14 protein-coding genes and 1 pseudogene are annotated in these 16,943 nt (G+C 53.3%); 10 read left to right on the top strand and 5 right to left on the bottom strand.

The features are described 5' to 3' along the window. Positions 1-51: 51 nt before the first annotated feature. Positions 52-996, bottom strand: a complete 945-nt coding sequence (locus BD749_RS16220) for a polysaccharide deacetylase family protein (protein ID WP_101446275.1) — start codon at positions 994-996, stop codon at positions 52-54. Between the two features lie 135 nt (positions 997-1,131). On the opposite strand from BD749_RS16220, the gene BD749_RS16215 reads away from it, so the two are divergent. The 6 genes from BD749_RS16215 to rny all read left to right on the top strand — a co-directional run bounded on the left by BD749_RS16215 (position 1,132) and on the right by rny (position 8,351). Further along, on the top strand, positions 1,132-2,787 hold the full coding sequence (locus BD749_RS16215; protein WP_245869336.1) for a glycerol-3-phosphate dehydrogenase/oxidase: 1,656 nt from the start codon (positions 1,132-1,134) through the stop codon (positions 2,785-2,787). 40 nt (positions 2,788-2,827) lie between these two features. Further along, positions 2,828-3,460, top strand: a complete 633-nt coding sequence (locus tag BD749_RS16210) for a DUF1684 domain-containing protein (RefSeq protein WP_101446273.1) — start codon at positions 2,828-2,830, stop codon at positions 3,458-3,460. Positions 3,461-3,583: 123 nt separating this feature from the next. Then, positions 3,584-6,001 carry a phenylalanine--tRNA ligase subunit beta gene (pheT, locus tag BD749_RS16205; RefSeq protein ID WP_101446271.1) on the top strand — a complete coding sequence of 806 codons (2,418 nt, stop codon included), beginning with the start codon at positions 3,584-3,586 and terminating at the stop codon, positions 5,999-6,001. Between the two features lie 2 nt (positions 6,002-6,003). Beyond that, on the top strand, positions 6,004-6,300 hold the full coding sequence (locus BD749_RS16200; RefSeq protein WP_101446269.1) for a hypothetical protein: 297 nt from the start codon (positions 6,004-6,006) through the stop codon (positions 6,298-6,300). An 86-nt stretch (positions 6,301-6,386) separates the two neighbouring features. Continuing rightward, positions 6,387-6,671 (top strand): cell division protein ZapA, encoded by a 285-nt coding sequence (locus tag BD749_RS16195; RefSeq protein ID WP_076671813.1) that lies wholly within the window; start codon positions 6,387-6,389, stop codon positions 6,669-6,671. A 114-nt stretch (positions 6,672-6,785) separates the two neighbouring features. Continuing rightward, complete coding sequence (gene rny / locus BD749_RS16190; protein ID WP_101446267.1) at positions 6,786-8,351, top strand: ribonuclease Y; 1,566 nt, start codon at positions 6,786-6,788, stop codon at positions 8,349-8,351. A gap of 87 nt (positions 8,352-8,438) precedes the next feature. Here rny and BD749_RS16185 read toward each other — a convergent pair whose 3' ends face one another. Further along, the gene (locus BD749_RS16185) at positions 8,439-8,912 is read right to left on the bottom strand and encodes a Dps family protein (RefSeq protein ID WP_101446265.1); all 474 of its coding nucleotides are present in this window, start codon (positions 8,910-8,912) and stop codon (positions 8,439-8,441) included. Positions 8,913-9,094: 182 nt separating this feature from the next. On the opposite strand from BD749_RS16185, the gene BD749_RS16180 reads away from it, so the two are divergent. After that, complete coding sequence (locus tag BD749_RS16180) at positions 9,095-10,036, top strand: hydrogen peroxide-inducible genes activator (protein WP_101446263.1); 942 nt, start codon at positions 9,095-9,097, stop codon at positions 10,034-10,036. A gap of 69 nt (positions 10,037-10,105) precedes the next feature. Then, positions 10,106-11,083, top strand: coding sequence for a Gfo/Idh/MocA family protein (locus tag BD749_RS16175; protein WP_101446261.1), 978 nt, complete (start codon positions 10,106-10,108; stop codon positions 11,081-11,083). Positions 11,084-11,278: 195 nt separating this feature from the next. Here the strand turns inward: BD749_RS16175 and sucD are convergent, their stop codons facing one another. Further along, positions 11,279-12,172, bottom strand: coding sequence for a succinate--CoA ligase subunit alpha (gene sucD / locus BD749_RS16170; protein WP_101446258.1), 894 nt, complete (start codon positions 12,170-12,172; stop codon positions 11,279-11,281). A 227-nt stretch (positions 12,173-12,399) separates the two neighbouring features. Here sucD and BD749_RS16165 point away from each other — a divergent pair. Beyond that, positions 12,400-13,383: pseudogene (locus BD749_RS16165) on the top strand (PLP-dependent cysteine synthase family protein); the annotation flags it as partial. Between the two features lie 167 nt (positions 13,384-13,550). Further along, positions 13,551-13,988 (top strand): response regulator, encoded by a 438-nt coding sequence (locus BD749_RS16160; RefSeq protein WP_101446254.1) that lies wholly within the window; start codon positions 13,551-13,553, stop codon positions 13,986-13,988. Between the two features lie 178 nt (positions 13,989-14,166). Here the strand turns inward: BD749_RS16160 and BD749_RS16155 are convergent, their stop codons facing one another. Both BD749_RS16155 and ade read right to left on the bottom strand, forming a co-directional pair. Then, positions 14,167-15,012: a sulfite exporter TauE/SafE family protein gene (locus BD749_RS16155; protein ID WP_101446252.1), complete on the bottom strand. Its 846-nt coding sequence runs from the start codon at positions 15,010-15,012 to the stop codon at positions 14,167-14,169. Positions 15,013-15,062: 50 nt separating this feature from the next. Further along, positions 15,063-16,697 carry an adenine deaminase gene (gene ade / locus BD749_RS16150; RefSeq protein ID WP_101446250.1) on the bottom strand — a complete coding sequence of 545 codons (1,635 nt, stop codon included), beginning with the start codon at positions 16,695-16,697 and terminating at the stop codon, positions 15,063-15,065. Between the last annotated feature and the right edge of the window lie 246 nt (positions 16,698-16,943).

Below are 16,943 nucleotides of genomic sequence, written 5' to 3'. Positions count from 1 at the left end.
GTTGCTATTCGGTATAGTATCCTATCAAACTGAAGTGGCATGCGCAGGGTTTTAAAAGCTGTTGACCATGGCCCGGTGCAGCGAATTAGGGCTCCAGTGGCCACTGGCAATAATCCGGCGGATACTGTGCAAGGGGTCCTGCGGGTCGCGCTTATCAGCCAGCTGGAAAGCCGCTGCCATGCCGCGCTGCTTCAACTCAGGTATAGCCTCGGGGTTCCAGAGCCCAAACGGGTAGGCAAAGTACTCGACTGGTTTGCCTGTGATCTCTGCCAACTGCCGCGATGGCTTTTCGACCTGCGTTACCCAATCCTGCCCCTGGTATTTCTTCACATTCTGGTGGTCCCAGGTGTGCGAACCAATCACGTGGCCTCTGTCAGATAGCTCCTTTACCTGTGCCTTGCTCATGTAGTTGGGGCGGCCCAGCGAGACGGTCATGATAAAGAACACGCCCTTGAAGCCGTACTTCTCCAACTCAGGCGCGGCCACGGTATACTGGCCCAGGCTGGTATCGTCGAAGGTGAGCATCACGGGTTTTGCGGGGAGTGGGGCACCGGTGGTGAGGTAGGCCATGAGTTGCTCGGGCAGCACCGTCTGGTAACCGCTGTCGGCCAGCATTTTGATATGGTCCCTGAAGCGCTCCTCCGGAATGATGTAGTCTTTGGCTTGTTTGGAGTCCTTCTCGCGCCAGTCGCGCACCTGGTGGTAGCACAAAATCGGTACCTGCTTGCGGGCGATGATGGTGGCAGCATCAGCAAAGGAGCCGGCTACCACGGCTGTTGCCTGCGCTGGCTCGGCAGGTATAGCGGCTTGCAAAAGCAGGCTGTCGGGGGCAGGTATAGCAGCGGCATGGTTTGCAGATGCAGCAGGTATAGCCGTCTCAACGGGCGAACTCGTTTCAATCGTTTTGCCCTCCTGCACACACGATGAAAGGGCGATCAGCAAAGAGAAACACAAGGCGAAAAATGGAAAGCGGGGTAGGGTGTAAGCGTAGTTCATAAGAAGTTTGGTAAGTGCTATAATGATAGCGATTTTTTAGCTGCCTTCCGAGCGATTGATGCTAAAAACGCTTACCTTAAACTATCCTTGCCGAACAGATCGTATTTAACGCATAAGCTATACCTGAAACCGCCTATGGCAGCCACTCCGTTTACCCGCCCAGCCATGCTGCGCCAACTTACCGAAGTGCCCGAATGGGATGTGCTGGTGATCGGAGGAGGGGCTACCGGTTTGGGCACGGCACTGGATGCCGCTTCGCGCGGGTATAAAACGCTGCTGCTGGAGCAGTCCGATTTTGCAAAGGGCACGTCGAGCCGCAGCACCAAGCTGGTGCATGGCGGGGTGCGCTACCTGGCGCAAGGCAACATCCGGCTGGTATTCGAAGCGCTGCGGGAGCGGGGACTGCTGTTGCGCAACGCCCCGCATGTGGTGACCGTGCAGCCTTTCGTGATACTCTGCTATACCTGGTGGCAGCGCTTTTTCTACGGCGCCGGGCTCACACTCTACGACTTGCTGGCGGGCCGGTATAGCCTGGGCCGCACCACCTGGTGGAGTCGCCTTACGGTGCTCGGACACCTGCCCGGTCTTAAGCCCGAATACCTGAAAGGCGGCATCGTGTACTTCGACGGACAGTTCGACGATGCCCGCCTGGCCCTGAACATGGCCCAGACCTGTGCAGAGCAAGGAGGCACAGTGCTGAATTACATGCGGGTGACAGCCCTGACAAAGGATATGGATGGACACGTGAACGGTGTGAAAGCGCTGGACCTGGAAAGCGGGCAGGCCTATACCCTGCGTGCTAAAGCTGTGGTAAACGCCACCGGCGTATACGTGGACGAAATTCTGCAACTCGACCAGCCTGCCCAGAAACCGCTTGTCATGCCTAGCCAGGGCGTGCACGTGGTGCTTGGCAAATCCTTTCTGCCAGGCGAAGCAGCCCTGATGATTCCCAAAACCCCTGACGGGCGTGTGCTCTTTGCTATACCCTGGCAGGACCATGTGCTGGTAGGAACAACGGACACGCCCTTGCACAGTATCAGCCTGGAACCCGTGGCCCTGGAAACCGAGATCAACTTTATCCTGCAAACCGCTGGGGCATACTTGCAAAAGATACCAACACGACAGGACGTGCGCAGTGTATTCGCGGGCCTGCGCCCCTTAGCTGCTCCCAGTAGCGAAACCGGTGACACCAAGGAAATTTCCCGCAGCCACAAATTGCTGGTAGCACCGTCGGGACTGATCACCATTACGGGTGGCAAATGGACCACCTACCGCCAGATGGCCGATGACACAGTGAATGCAGCTGCTAAAGTGGCGGGTCTGCCGGCTATACCTTGCCGCACAGAAAGGCTGCCTATCCACGGAGCTATACCTGCCGTGACTATACCTGCAAGCAGCAACTCAACGATGCAGCGCAAACAGGAAAGTTCCCCGCCCCCAGCCTTGGCCAGGTATGGAAGCGATGCCCCGCATGTACTGGCTTTGCAGGAGGCGGAGCCGACCCTCGCCCAAAAGCTACACCCTGACTTTACCTATACCTTAGCCGAAGTAGTCTGGGCCGTGCGCCACGAGATGGCCCGCACTGTGGAGGACGTGCTCTCCCGCCGCCTGCGGGTGCTTTTTCTGGATGCCCGGGCAGCCTTGGAAATGGCTCCTGCCGTTGCAGTTGTGCTGGCCCATGAGATGAACCATGATGAAACCTGGCAGCGGGAGCAAGTAGCGGCTTTTGAGATGCTGGCACAGCACTACCTACCGCAGCGTTATGAAAAGAAGACCGTGCGGATACCTTGACGATTTTTTTTCCGAAATTGCAGCAAAATACCCCAACCCTATGCAACGACCAATCAAACTCATCATAATCGGCGGCATCGCACTGGTGCTGTTCTATTTCGTGCGTGAGTCCTTTGTAAGCGACGATAACTACCTGATTCCACTTAAAAAGGAGCGGGAAGACAAGGATCTGTCGTTTCGCAGCCGTACCAACAGCCCTTTTGAAGAAGCGGATCGCAGGATGTTCAGCAACCTGGTATATTACGAGCCCAACCTGGATTACCGCGTGAAAGTGAAGCTGGAGGATATTGAGCCGAAAGATACCGTGCACATGCCCATGACTAACGGCAGCACCGAGGCCTACCTGCGCTATGCCATCGCCAATTTTGAGCTGAACGGGGAGCCGCAGCGCCTTACGCTTTATAAAAAAGTAAAGGAGCAGGAAGAAAAGCTGTTCGTGCCGTTCACCGATAAAACCAACGGTTTTGATACCTATGGTGGTGGTCGCTACATTGATGTGCCGTTTAAGGAAGGCGCCAAAACCGCCACCATCGACTTCAACCGTGCCTACAGCCCGTTCTGCGCCTACAACCCCGAGTACGTGTGCCCCGTGCCGCCCAAAGAGAACCGCCTGACCGTGGCCGTAGAGGCGGGGGAGAAGAATTATGAAAAGGCGCACCCGGTGGTGGAGTAGGCGCGGGTTAGTCTTTTGACCTTTGTCATAATGTCTTTTGTCAAAGGACAAAAAATAATCCTTAATTTTGGGAATTAGCTTCAACCAAGCGAGGCTATACCTTACAGAACAACCAACATAACCATGCTGATTTCATTCGACTGGCTGAAACAACTCATTCATATAGAAAATACCGCTGAAGAAACCGGTGCCTTGCTGACAGGCGCGGGCCTGGAGGTGGAAGCAATTCATACATTCGACCAGGTGAAAGGTGGTCTGGAGGGCATTGTGATAGGCGAGGTGCTTACCTGTGAGCGCCACCCGGATGCCGACCGCCTGAGCGTAACGACCGTGGACATTGGCACGGGTGAGCCGAGCCAGATTGTATGCGGTGCGCCTAACGTGGCCGCCGGGCAGAAAGTAGTAGTGGCCACCGTGAACAGTACACTCTACCCGTCGGGCGGTGAGGCTTTCAAAATCAAGAAGTCAAAGATCCGCGGTGCCGCTTCCGAAGGCATGATTTGCGCCGAAGACGAAATCGGCGTAGGTACTTCGCATGCCGGCATTATGGTGCTTGACACAGACCTGCCAAACGGTACGCCAGCTGCGCAGTACTTCGGGCTGGGCTCTGACAAGGTGTTCGAGATAGGCCTGACGCCGAACCGCGCCGATGCAGCGTCGCATTTGGGTGTAGCCCGCGACCTGAAAGCTCTGTTGCGTGTGCCCTATACCTTGCCATCGGTAGAGGACTTTGCAGTAAACAACAATTCTCGCCCTATTGCGGTGGAGATTGAGAACATAGACGCTTGTCCTAGGTATGCGGGCGTGACCGTGAGCGGGGTGACAGTAGGACCGTCACCAGAATGGCTGCAGAAGCGCCTGCGTGCCATCGACCTCGAGCCGATCAATAACATCGTGGACGTGACTAATTATGTGCTGCACGAGTTGGGCCAGCCGCTGCACGCGTTTGATGCCGACAAGATAAAAGGCGACAAGATTGTGGTGAAGACCGCCGAAGCCGACAGCAAGTTCGTGACCTTGGACGGCGTGGAGCGCAAACTCAAAGCCAACGACCTGATGATCTGCAACGCCGAGGAACCGATGGCGATTGGCGGTGTGTTCGGTGGCAAAGAGTCAGGAGTTTCGAACGAGACCACGACCATTTTCATCGAGAGTGCCTATTTCTCGCCTGACTACATCCGCCGCACAGGTATGGCACATGGTCTGAAGACCGATGCGTCGTTCCGTTTTGAGCGTGGCACGGACCCGAACATGGTCATTACCGCCCTGAAGCGTGCCGCCCTGTTGGTGCAGGAGGTGGCTGGTGGCGAAGTGAGCTCCGAGATAATAGACGTATACCCGCAGCCGATACAGAACCTGGAACTGACCCTGGATATCGAACGTGCCCATACCTTGATTGGTCAGCATATCGGGGCCGAGCGCATGAAGGAAATTCTGACGGACCTGGGTATAGACGTGACCGGTGAGACAGCCGAAAAGCTGCATGTATCGGTGCCGCCATTTAAGGTAGACGTGACCCGCGAGGCGGACCTGGTGGAGGAAATCCTGCGCATCTACGGCTTCAACAACATTGAAGTGAGCGAGCACATGGCCACCACCTACATGGCCAGCTTCCCGAAACCGTATCCAGAGGACATCAACAAAACCATACTGGACTACATTTCGGCAAACGGTTTCCATGAGATCATCACCAACTCCATTACCAACTCCAAGTACTACGCCGCGGGCGGAGATGCGGAGACGGCCGGACTGGTGAAGGTGCTCAACTACAACAGCGAAGACCTCGACGTGCTGCGCAAGAGCATGGTGTTCTCGGGCCTGGAAGTGCTGCGCTACAACATCAACCGCCGCCAGCGCGACCTCAAGGTATACGAGCTGGGTAAGGTATACGAGCAACTGGAGGACGGCTATAAAGAGAGCCGCAAACTGGCGCTATACCTGGTGGGCAACACTACAGCCGAAAGTTGGAAACAGCCTGCCCAGAAAGTAGCTTTCCACGATCTGGCGAGCGTGGTGCAGAATGTGCTACAGAAACTCAACGCCGCCGACTACGAAGTGCAGGCCATTGAGCAGAGCCGCTACATGCGCCAGGGCATCAGCTATGTGAAGAACGGCACCGTGATCGCGCAGGTAGGTTTGTTGGACGCCGCAGTGACCAAAGCCATGGACGTGAAAGAGCAGGTATGGTACGCCGAGCTCAACTGGGATTACCTCATCAAGAAATACAAAGACAAACTGGTAGCCGAAGAACTGCCGAAATTCCCGGAAGTGCGCCGCGACCTGTCGCTGGTTGTGGACAAGAACATGACCTTTGAGCAGCTGAAGCAAGTGGCCCTGCGCACCGAGCGCAAGCTGTTGCAAGGCGTGAACGTGTTCGACGTGTACGAGGGCGACAAGATAGAAGCAGGCAAGAAAGCCTATGCCCTGAGCTTCACTTTGCTGGACCGCCAGCAAACTTTGACCGACAAAGTGATTGACGGCGTGATGAACCGCCTGATGCAGCAATTCGAAAAACAACTGGGAGCCATAATCCGCAAATAAGCATGGCAAAGGAAAAACAACTTCAACAGCTTCAGGCCATTGAGAGCAAGGTGCGCCAGCTCCTAACCAGGCACGCCGACGCCCAGCATAAGCTGGCTGCTGCCCAGGAGGAAATAAAATTGCTTCAAACGCAGCTGGAAGAGCGGGAACAGCAAATAAAAAATTTTCAAAATCAAGAGAATATTGTTAAGATTGTAGATGCGATAGCAGGAAACACTGCAAATTCGACAGAGTTAAAGCTGAAGTTAAACGAATATATAAGGGAAATTGATAAGTGTATCGCCTACTTGCGCGATTAGCCGATAGGAGAAAAGCCTGAAAGAAACAGGCAGAACCACATAAAGGCTGGCAGCCAAGTAGCCCTGAACGATAAAAAACGCAACGGATGGGTGAATTAGCTATTAAGATTCGCATCGCAGAACGCGAGTATCCGATGCGGGTGAAGGAAGAAGAAGAAGAAAGGCTTCGGGTGGTAGGTAAACTTTTGAACGAGCGCCTGCGCTTTTTCAAAGACCAGTTTGGCATACAGGACAAGCAAGACTTGCTGGCTATGGTAGCGTTTGAGACCATGGTGGACAAGCTGAAGCTGGAGGATGACAAAAACAACCACCTCGACAAAGTAGGCGCACAACTGAGCGTGCTCGACGAGCTCTTATCAACAAACAAGTAACAAACCGAGACTGCCCCCTAAGCAGTCTCTTTAACTACAGTGTGGCTCCATTAGCCACCTCACTGTCCTGCTGCAGGCCTGCTATAGTTTTTATAAACCATAAAAGCGTATAGTATGTCCGATATTTTAGTCATTTTAATTACCGCCATTGTCGCGCTCGGAGTCGGCGTGTACATTGGGCGCGTCATGCTGCAAAAAGTATACAAGCAGCAGGAAGAAGCCGCCCGCCAGAAGGCGAAGTCCATTATCCGTGAGGCGGAGATCAACGCCGAGAGCATCAAGAAAGACCGCATGTTGGAGGCAAAGGAGAAATTCCTGAAGCTGAAGTCTGAGTTCGAAGAAGAGTCGAACAAGAAGAAGAACATCATCATCCAGAACGAGAACAAGGTAAAGCAGCGCGAGCAGCACGTGGCCAAGCAGATGGAGCAGACCAAGCGCCGCGAAGCTGAACTCGACAAAGAGAAAGAGAACCTCGACCACCAACTGGAGCTGCTCAAAAAGCGCAAAGAAGAAGTAGAGCAGCAACACCACGAGGTAGTGGCACAGCTGGAGCAAATAGCCGGCCTGACCGCTTCCGAAGCTCGCGAACAGATGGTGGAAGCCCTGAAGAGCGAAGCCCAGTCGCATGCCTCTTCTTACGTGAAGGACATCGTGGCCCAAGCCAAACTCACCGCTACCAAAGAAGCCAAGAAGATCGTGGTGGAGACTATCCAGCGCACCGCCGCGGAGCACGCTATCGAAAATTGCGTGTCTGTTTTCAACATCGAGAGCGACGACATCAAAGGCAAGATCATCGGTCGTGAAGGCCGCAACATTCGTGCGCTAGAGGCTGCTACAGGTGTGGAGATTATCGTAGACGATACGCCAGAGGCGATTATCATTTCTGGTTTCGACCCGGTTCGCCGCGAGATTGCCCGTCTGTCACTGCACCGTTTGGTAGCCGATGGTCGTATTCACCCGGCCCGCATTGAGGAGGTGGTAACCAAAACCCGCAAAAACATTGAGGAAGAGATCGTGGAGATTGGTGAGCGTACGGCGATCGACCTAGGTATACACGGTCTGCATCCGGAGCTGATCAAGATGGTAGGCCGCATGCGCTTCCGTTCGTCTTACGGACAGAACCTGCTGCAGCACTCACGCGAGGTAGCCAACCTGTGCGCCACTATGGCAGCAGAACTTGGACTGAACGTGAAGCATGCCAAGCGTGCCGGTCTGTTGCACGACATCGGCAAGGTTACACCAGACGAGCCGGAATTGCCACACGCCATCATCGGTATGGAGCTGGCCAAGAAGTACAAGGAGCATCCGGATATCTGCAACGCCATCGGTGCCCACCACGACGAGATCGAGATGACTGCGATGATCTCTCCACTCATCCAGGCCTGCGACGCCATCTCCGGTTCAAGACCGGGCGCCCGCCGCGAGATCATGGAGTCGTATATCAAGCGTTTGAAGGATCTGGAGGCCGCTGCCGTGTCGTTTGACGGCGTGAACCAGTGCTACGCCATCCAGGCCGGCCGCGAGCTGCGCATCATGGTAGACGCCGACAACGTGACTGACGAAAAGGCCGCACAACTTTCCTTTGACATCTCGCAGAAGATCGAGAAAGAGATGCAGTACCCAGGCCAGATCAAAATCACGGTGATCCGCGAAATGAGAGCCATCAGCTACGCCAAGTAAGGTATAGCCTAGGTATAAAAAAAAGCCCCTTGCCTGTTTTGGCAAGGGGCTTTTTCATTAAACTAAACCAATCGTCACTCATTATCCTTAGCTCAGGAATGCCTTCAACATCCAAAGCGTCTTCTCATTTTCGTTGATGTCTTCACTTACCAGCGCTACCGTACCCTCGTCCTCTCGCTCGGCAGCCAAAGCCAGAATATCGCGCTCCAGGTTCACGATCACCGACAGGTTCTGATGTGTTGCCTCCACTGTCTCACGGTCGCCGCTCAGGTTTGATGTTTCCTGTATGCTCGACACGCGCAGGTAATCCGAGAAAGTATGCAGCGGCTTCTGGCCGATCGTCAGGATACGCTCTGCCAGGGCATCGATGCGGGCTAGCGCGTTGTTGTACAACTCCTCGTACTTGGCATGCAGCTGGAAGAAGTGTATACCTTTGATGTTCCAGTGGAAACCACGCAGGTTCTGGTAGTAAATGTGGTAATTGGCCAATAGCTCATTCAGCTTATCGGCAATCTCCACGGAGTCCTGCTTTTCTAATCCTATATTCGTTAGCTTATTCATAGTCTTATGTTTGCGTTATTTGTGTATACAAAGATGCTCAAAACAAGGTTATCAATCAAATCAATTATATTGATGTATATATAGTAATTATCTATAACTTAGCAGAGTGAGCGCAAAGTAGATAAGAGGGTTGGGTTAACTATACCTGAAGCAAAGCGTTCTTTTACTATACGATTGATAGCATGACACTGGTACAACTCGAATACCTATTGGCGGTAGACACGCACCGCCATTTTGCCACGGCGGCAGACCATTGCTTCGTGACGCAGCCTACCCTTAGCATGCAGTTGCAAAAGCTGGAAGAGGAGCTGGGTGTGCAGTTGTTTGACAGGAGCAGGGTACCCGTGCGGCCTACCGAAGTAGGTAAGGAAGTGATTGCCCAGGCGCGCATTGTGGTGGCGGAGGCGAAAAAGATAAAGGAGATTGTGCAGAACCAGAAGCAGGAGCTGAGCGGGGAATTGCGTATTGGCGTAATTCCAACACTGGCCCCTTACCTGATCCCGCTTTTCGTGACCAGCTTTATGGAAAAGTACCCCGATGTTCGACTGGTGGTGCAGGAGTTGATGACCGAGGAGATCGTGCGCAGGTTGAACTATGAATTGCTGGACGTCGGCTTGCTGGTAACGCCCCTGGACGATAAATCCATTAAAGAGATCCCCTTGTTTTACGAGGCCTTTGTCGCTTACATTAATCCGGCCCATCCATTGGCAAGTAGTAAAGTCATTAGCCCGGAGCAACTCGATCAGGACGAATTATGGGTGCTCAACGAAGGACATTGCTTCCGTAGCCAGGTACTCAACATCTGCAATCGGGGCGGGAGTGGTTCAGGCGGCACCGGCCACCTTGACTATAAGAGTGGCTCTCTCGAAACGCTCAAACGCATTGTAGAAACCCAGCGCGGACTTACCCTGCTGCCGGAATTATCGGTGCTGGATATGCCCAAGGAGAAGAAAGCGCTGGTGCATAGCTTTCAAGAACCGCAACCGCAGCGGGAGGTAAGTCTGGTAGTGCACCGCAGCTTCCTCAAAAAGAAACTGATCGAGGCGCTGCAACAGGAAATTGTGGCGGCTGTACCTGCCCCCATTCGAAATCGCAAAAAAGAACAGGTAGTGGGAATAAAGTAAAAGGGTAGAAAAGACCTCGCAGTGCGCGCAGCTCCTGCGAATGTCTGGAGCTTATATAAACATAGAATTATGCAGAAAGTACGGTGGGGAATAATTGGCTGCGGAAACGTAACCGAAGTAAAGAGCGGTCCGGCCTTCAGTAAGATAGAGAACTCTGAGCTGGTGGCCGTGATGCGCCGCGATGGAGCCAAAGCAAAGGATTACGCGGAGCGCCACGGCGTATCCAAATGGTATGATAATGCCGAAGCCCTAATCCACGACCCCGAAGTAGATGCTGTGTATATCGCTACACCCCCGGACTCGCATGCTGCTTATACTTTGCAGGTAGCCGCTGCCGGCAAGCCCGTGTATGTGGAGAAGCCGATGGCCCTGAACAATGCGCAGTGCCAGGAGATGATTGCCGCCTGTGAGCAGGCAAATGTGCCGTTGTTTGTAGCCTATTACCGCAGGAGCCATGCTGCTTTCAATAAGGTAAAGGAGCTACTGGATCAGAAGCTATTAGGAGATATACGCTTTGTAACTATCAAATTATACCAGCCGCTGCAGCCACAGCTGTATACAAATAACCTCCCGTGGCGCGTGCAACCTGAGATTTCTGGTGGCGGCCTGTTCCACGACCTGGCTCCCCATCAACTTGACATACTTGATTATATACTTGGGCCAATCGCGTCGGCGTCCGGACAAGTAACTAACCAGGCTGGGTTGTATGAGGCAGAAGATCTGGTAACGGCACAGTTCAGATTTGAGAGTGGCGTGTTGGGCGTTGGCGTGTGGTGCTTCAGCGTAGCCGAACAGCAACAGGAGGATAGTATAGAGATTGTAGGTAGCGCAGGCCGCATCACCTTCCCGACTTTTGCCAGAAAACCTATCGTGTTAGAAACCATAGCAGGTACAGAGGAGTTTTTGCTTCCCCCGCCAGCCCATGTGCAGCAGCCTTTTATCCAATCTATTGTAGAGGAGCTAACCGGGAAAGGCAAATGCCCCGGCACAGGCGTTTCAGCTGCGCGTACTTCTTGGGTGATGGATCAGATTGTGGGGAGGGAGTAGGTTTTTGAAAATACCTCGCAGCGCCCGAAGGTCCTGGGAGTGTCTGGTAATTACTGTTGCATAGCCACCAAGACGCTCGCGGGTTTCGAAGACACCGCGAGGTCATGCTGCAAGCAACCCTGAAAACAAAACAGGCCGCCTCTTTCGAAGCAGCCTGTTTCTATATTTATACCTTATACAGGTTAGCAAATCAAATTAAGCGTTGATCATGCCGGCTTTCTGCAGCACCTCTACCATGGTAGCACCGATTTCAGCCGGAGAATCTACTACATGGATACCGTTCTCACGCATGATCTTCATTTTAGCGGCAGCTGTATCGTCAGCACCACCTACGATCGCACCGGCGTGGCCCATACGACGGCCAGCAGGGGCAGTCTGGCCGGCGATGAAACCAACTACCGGCTTCTTGTTGCCAGTCTCGCTGATGTATTTCGCAGCCATTGCTTCGTAGTTACCACCGATCTCACCGATCATCACGATCGCGTCAGTCTCAGGGTCTTCCATCAGCAGCTGTACCGCATCTTTGGTTGGCGTACCAATGATCGGGTCACCACCGATACCAATCGCAGTAGAAACACCCAAACCAGCCTTCACGATCTGGTCGGCAGCCTCGTACGTCAACGTGCCAGACTTCGACACGATACCAATACGACCTGGCTTGAACACGAAACCTGGCATGATGCCCACTTTCGCCTCACCTGGCGTGATCACACCCGGGCAGTTCGGACCGATCAGGGTCACGTCTTTGCCTTTCAGGTAGTTTTTGGCCACCACCATGTCTTTAACAGGAATGCCTTCTGTAATCGCCACAATCACTTTGATGCCCGCGTCAGCAGCCTCCATAATCGCGTCAGCAGCGAAAGCCGGTGGCACGAAAATGATAGATACATCAGCACCTGTCTTCTTCACAGCGTCTTCTACAGTGTTGAAAACCGGCAGGTCCAGGTGATTGTTGCCACCTTTGCCTGGTGTAACACCACCCACTACGTTGGTGCCGTACTCGATCATCTGAGAGGCGTGAAAAGAACCTTCGGAACCCGTGAAGCCCTGTACGATCACTTTCGAATCTTTATTTACTAAAACACTCATGTGTATCTTATTAAGTTGATGAATGATGGTCTAAAATAAGGTAGTGCAAAAATAGCCTTTTTTGTGGCCCTTGCAAAAAATAGTTAAAGCTAATATAGGCCCCAAACCAGCCCGGCGGAACGGGAACTGGTACACCTTATGTTGTATGGAAGGCAGGGGGTTATACCTGTTAAGTATAATTTTAATTACGTACCTTTGCACCCGTATCTCAAAAAAACAGTACGCGAATGAAATACCTGAATCATATAACCGAGGCAATCGGTAACACACCCTTAGTAAAGCTCAATAACGTAACCAAAGGCATTAAGCCGACTGTACTTGCCAAGGTAGAGTACCTGAACCCGGGTAACTCCGTGAAAGACCGCATGGCGATCCGCATGATCGAAGACGCCGAGAAAGCCGGTATCCTGAAGCCGGGCGGCACCATTATTGAAGGAACTTCGGGGAATACAGGGATGGGACTGGCGCTGGCGGCCATCGCCAAAGGGTATAAGTGCATCTTCACGCTGGCCGACAAGCAGAGCAAGGAGAAAATGGACATTCTGCGTGCTGTGGGAGCTGAAGTGGTAGTATGCCCAACGAATGTGGCGCCTGATCATCCGGATTCTTATTACTCCGTGGCCAAGCGCCTGAACGAGGAGATTCCGAATTCATTCTACCCGAACCAGTACGACAATATGTCTAACTGGGCGGCGCATTACGAGTCGACCGGACCGGAGATTTGGGAGCAGACCGAGGGGAAAGTGACGCACTTTATCACTGGTGTGGGTACGGGCGGCACTGTAACTGGTATATCGCGCTACCTGAAGGAACAGAAGCCTGAAGTGGTAACGGTAGGTATAGACACCTATGGCTCGGTCTTCAAGAAATACAAGGAAACAGGTATTTTCGACGAGAACGAGATCTACGCGTACGCAACCGAAGGTATAGGCGAAGACATTCTGCCTAAGAATGTGGACTTCGACGTAATCGACACGTTTGTGAAGGTGACGGACAAGGACGGAGCTGTGATGACGCGCAGACTGGCCAAAGAGGAAGGCCTGTTTGTGGGCTGGTCTTGCGGCACGGCCGTTTATGGAGCGCTGGAATATGCCCGCGAACACAACCTGACAGAAGATGATGTGATTGTGGTACTGCTGCCAGACCACGGTACGCGCTACCTGGGCAAAATCTACAACGACGACTGGATGCGCGCCCAAGGCTACATCGACTAAAAAACGCATTTACGGCTAAAACGGGTGACTATAATTTGTTTGAGGCCCCCAACTTGTGTACCTTGTCATGTGGCAGGGGCTTAGGTTTAAAGAATTATTTATTTCGAAAACGTTAGCTTAAAATATACGGCTTGCGTGACAGACAGGCCAGGGATAGTTTAGCTATGAAAAAGATATCAGGCGTACTTCTTATTGACGACGACGACACGACCAATTTCCTGAACCAGCGTTTGCTGGAGCGGATGCAGGTGACGGACAACATACGCACATTTGTGAACGGCAAACAGGCATTCGACTACCTGTACAATGTGAGCAATAAAAACTACGAGCACACAGACGCAAACTATTTTCAGCCGGAGCTGATTTTCCTGGACATCAGCATGCCGGTAATGGACGGGTTTGAGATGCTGGACCTGTACGAGCGGCTAAACCCTGATTTCAGGAAAAACATCGTGCTGGCCGTGCTTACTACTTCAACGCATCCGCAGGACACCGATGCCGCTCAAAAGTACTCAGCAGAATACCTGACCAAACCGCTTACAGCCGAGAAGGTAACAAACCTGATCAACAAGCATTTTAGCGCCGCGGATCAGAAAGCCTAAAAGAGCATTTGTATAACAGAAGAGCCGACACGCTCACTCCACTGAGAGTTGCGTGTCGGCTCTTCCGATTTTATGCGGTCGTGCGGTTGTGTATACCTACGATTAAGTTCGACTGCCTTCTCTGGCGAATGTCTGCAGTGGGTCCGTTTTACGCAAGGTCCTGTGGCTGTTGCTATACCTAAAACGAAAAGCCGAAGTTCGCCTTGATCAGCAGGTTGAGAATGACCCCCAGTCCGGCCAGCAGCAAGCCAATCCCGATCAGTTTCTCGATGTCCTGCATTTTGCCCTGCCGTTTCTTGAACAGGTTGCCGCCAATGGCTCCGAGTGCAAAGGCGGCCATCAGCGGCAGGCTGCGGCTCCAGATTACGTTGCCCAACAGGTAGTGGCTGATAAAGCCGGTAAAGCTGGTGATGACCAAGATGAAAAGGGAGGTGGAGGTGGCAATCTGGGAGGGCATCCGGAACAGCTTGATCATCATGGGCGTCTGCAGGAACCCGCCCCCAATGCCAAACAAGCCGGCTATGATACCGGACGCGAAACCGAACACCGACACCACACCGCCGTTTAGCCGGTATGCCAAATGCTTGGCCCTGTTCTTCCGGATAAATGAGGTCGGTACGCGGCGGATGCGGTACATCATGCCCGAGTGGCGCTGCATCTTTTCTTTTTTCTGGGGCTTCACCATAAAAAAGCCCACCGTGAGCACAAAGAGCGCAAAAATGACCTGTAGCTCTGAAACTGGCAGAAAAGCCACCATAAAAGCACCCAGTACCGTGCCGGCCACCGCCGGGAACTGAATAAGGGAGCCCACCAGGTAGTCGATGCTGCGGTCGCGGAGGTTAAAGGCAGAGGCGATGATAGAGGCCGGAACGAGCGCCGACATAGTGGAGCCGATGGCGATCTCGATGTTGTACCCAAAGAAAATGATCAGGATCGGCACCATGAACACGCCTCCCCCGAAACCGATGATGGTGCCAAACCCGCTCACGAGCGCACCGACAACAAAAATGATGAATTCCTCCATTTGCTAAGCCCCGCAGGGCCGTGGTATCATACCTTTTGCGGCAAGGTATACTATTCAGCTACAGGTACGAATTTAAAGTCATCACCGTTAAACAATCCTTTGTCGCTGAGCTTGAGCGAAGGTATAACGAGTAGCGCCATAAACGAAAGCGTCATGAAAGGGGAGGCAAGCTGGCTGCCCATCTCCTTGCTCATGTGGTCGATGGCCGAATAAGCCTGGGCCACTTCATAGCCATCGGCCGCCGACATGATGCCCGCCACCGGCAAAGGCAGCAATTGTTCTTGGTCACCGTCCACCGCAGCCACGCCGCCTTTGGCGCTGATGATCAGGTTCACGGCGCGGGCAATGCTCTTGTCGTCCACCCCCACGGCAATGATATTGTGCGAGTCGTGGCCCACCGATGAGGCGATGGCGCCGCGGTTTATACCTACGTTTTTGATAAAAGCCACTGCCGGCTCGGCATTCGCATACCGGTTCACCACGGTGATCTTGAGCACATCCTGCGCGACATCCGAAACGATATAGCCGTCTTCCATTTTCGGCTCAGCCCATACCTGGTGCGTGATCAACTGTCCGTCAAAGGCCTCTATCACCCGGATCTTGCTGGCGTTGTCGGCAAACAGCTGGAACTGTTCCGGCGTTTTCGGCTCGGTATTGAAGTTGTTGATCTCCTCGCTTGGTGTGAAGGCAGTCTTTGACTTGCCCTTTTCGGCTACCAGCTCCCCGTTGATGTAAGTGGCCTCGATACTGAAGTCATCCAGGTTGTTGACCACAATAAAGTCGGCGGGGTCGTTTTCGCGGAGCAGGCCGACTTCCAGTTTGTAGTGCTCCACCGGATTGAGGCAGGCGGCACGCAGCACATGGAACAGGTCGTGGCCTTTGGCAAGCGCACGCTTCACAAGCAGGTTCAGGTGGCCTTCCACGAGGTTGTCAGGGTGCTTGTCGTCGGAGCAGAACATGATGCTATCAGGATGACTGGCAAGCAAAGGTATGAGCGCCTCGAAGTTTTTGGCGGCACTGCCTTCCCGGATCAGGATCTTCATGCCTACGGCCAGTTTGTCGAGCGCTTCCTCAGCCGTGAAGCACTCGTGGTCTGTGGTAATGCCAGCCGAAGCATACAGGGCCGCTTGTTCGCCACGCAGTCCGGGTGCGTGTCCGTCCACCGCCTTGCCGTATTTTTTCGCCAGCTCGATCTTCTCCATCACCACCGGGTCGCGGTGCAGCACACCGGGCCAGTTCATCATCTCTGCCAGGTATTTGATCTCGTCGCGCTGGAACAAGGTTTCGATGTCAGTGGCCGTTATCTCAGCACCGGCTGTTTCGAAAGGGGTGGCAGGCACACAGGAGGGAGCTCCGAAATAGAACTTAAACGGCACCTTGTTTCCGTTTTCGATCATGTACTCCACGCCCGCTATACCCAGCACATTGCCAATCTCGTGCGGGTCCGACACGGTGGCCACGGTGCCATGTGGCGCGGCCAGGCGGGCAAATTCGGAGGGCACCAGCATGGAGCTTTCCACGTGCACATGGGCATCCACAAAGCCAGGCAAAATATAACTGGTGGAGGAGGTGGCCTCACGAACTATTTCTGAAATGCGGCCGTTTGTCACATGGACCGTTCCCTCAAAAATCTCCTGCTGGTGCAGGTCAATGATACGTCCGCTGACGGTATAGGAGCTATGCATGGATAGGACTGTCTTGTTGATATAAAATGCCCGCTGATGGGGATTGAACCCGTAAATTACCTTATATTTGCGTTAAAATTAGTCGTTTTGAGAAAGATAATTTCATACATACTTTTAGCGGGGTTTCTGGTAGCCGGCCCACTGGCGAGCTGTACAACCAAGACTCCTCAGCAAAAAAAGACGGCCTCCTACATGAAAAAAAGCAAGAAAGGCAATGTGCCCTGCCCTTGCGACTCGAACTAATAC

It is taken from the genome of Pontibacter ramchanderi (assembly GCF_002846395.1).
Taxonomy (GTDB): Bacteria; Bacteroidota; Bacteroidia; order Cytophagales; family Hymenobacteraceae; genus Pontibacter; species Pontibacter ramchanderi.
This window is presented reverse-complemented; position numbering and strand designations above follow the sequence as displayed.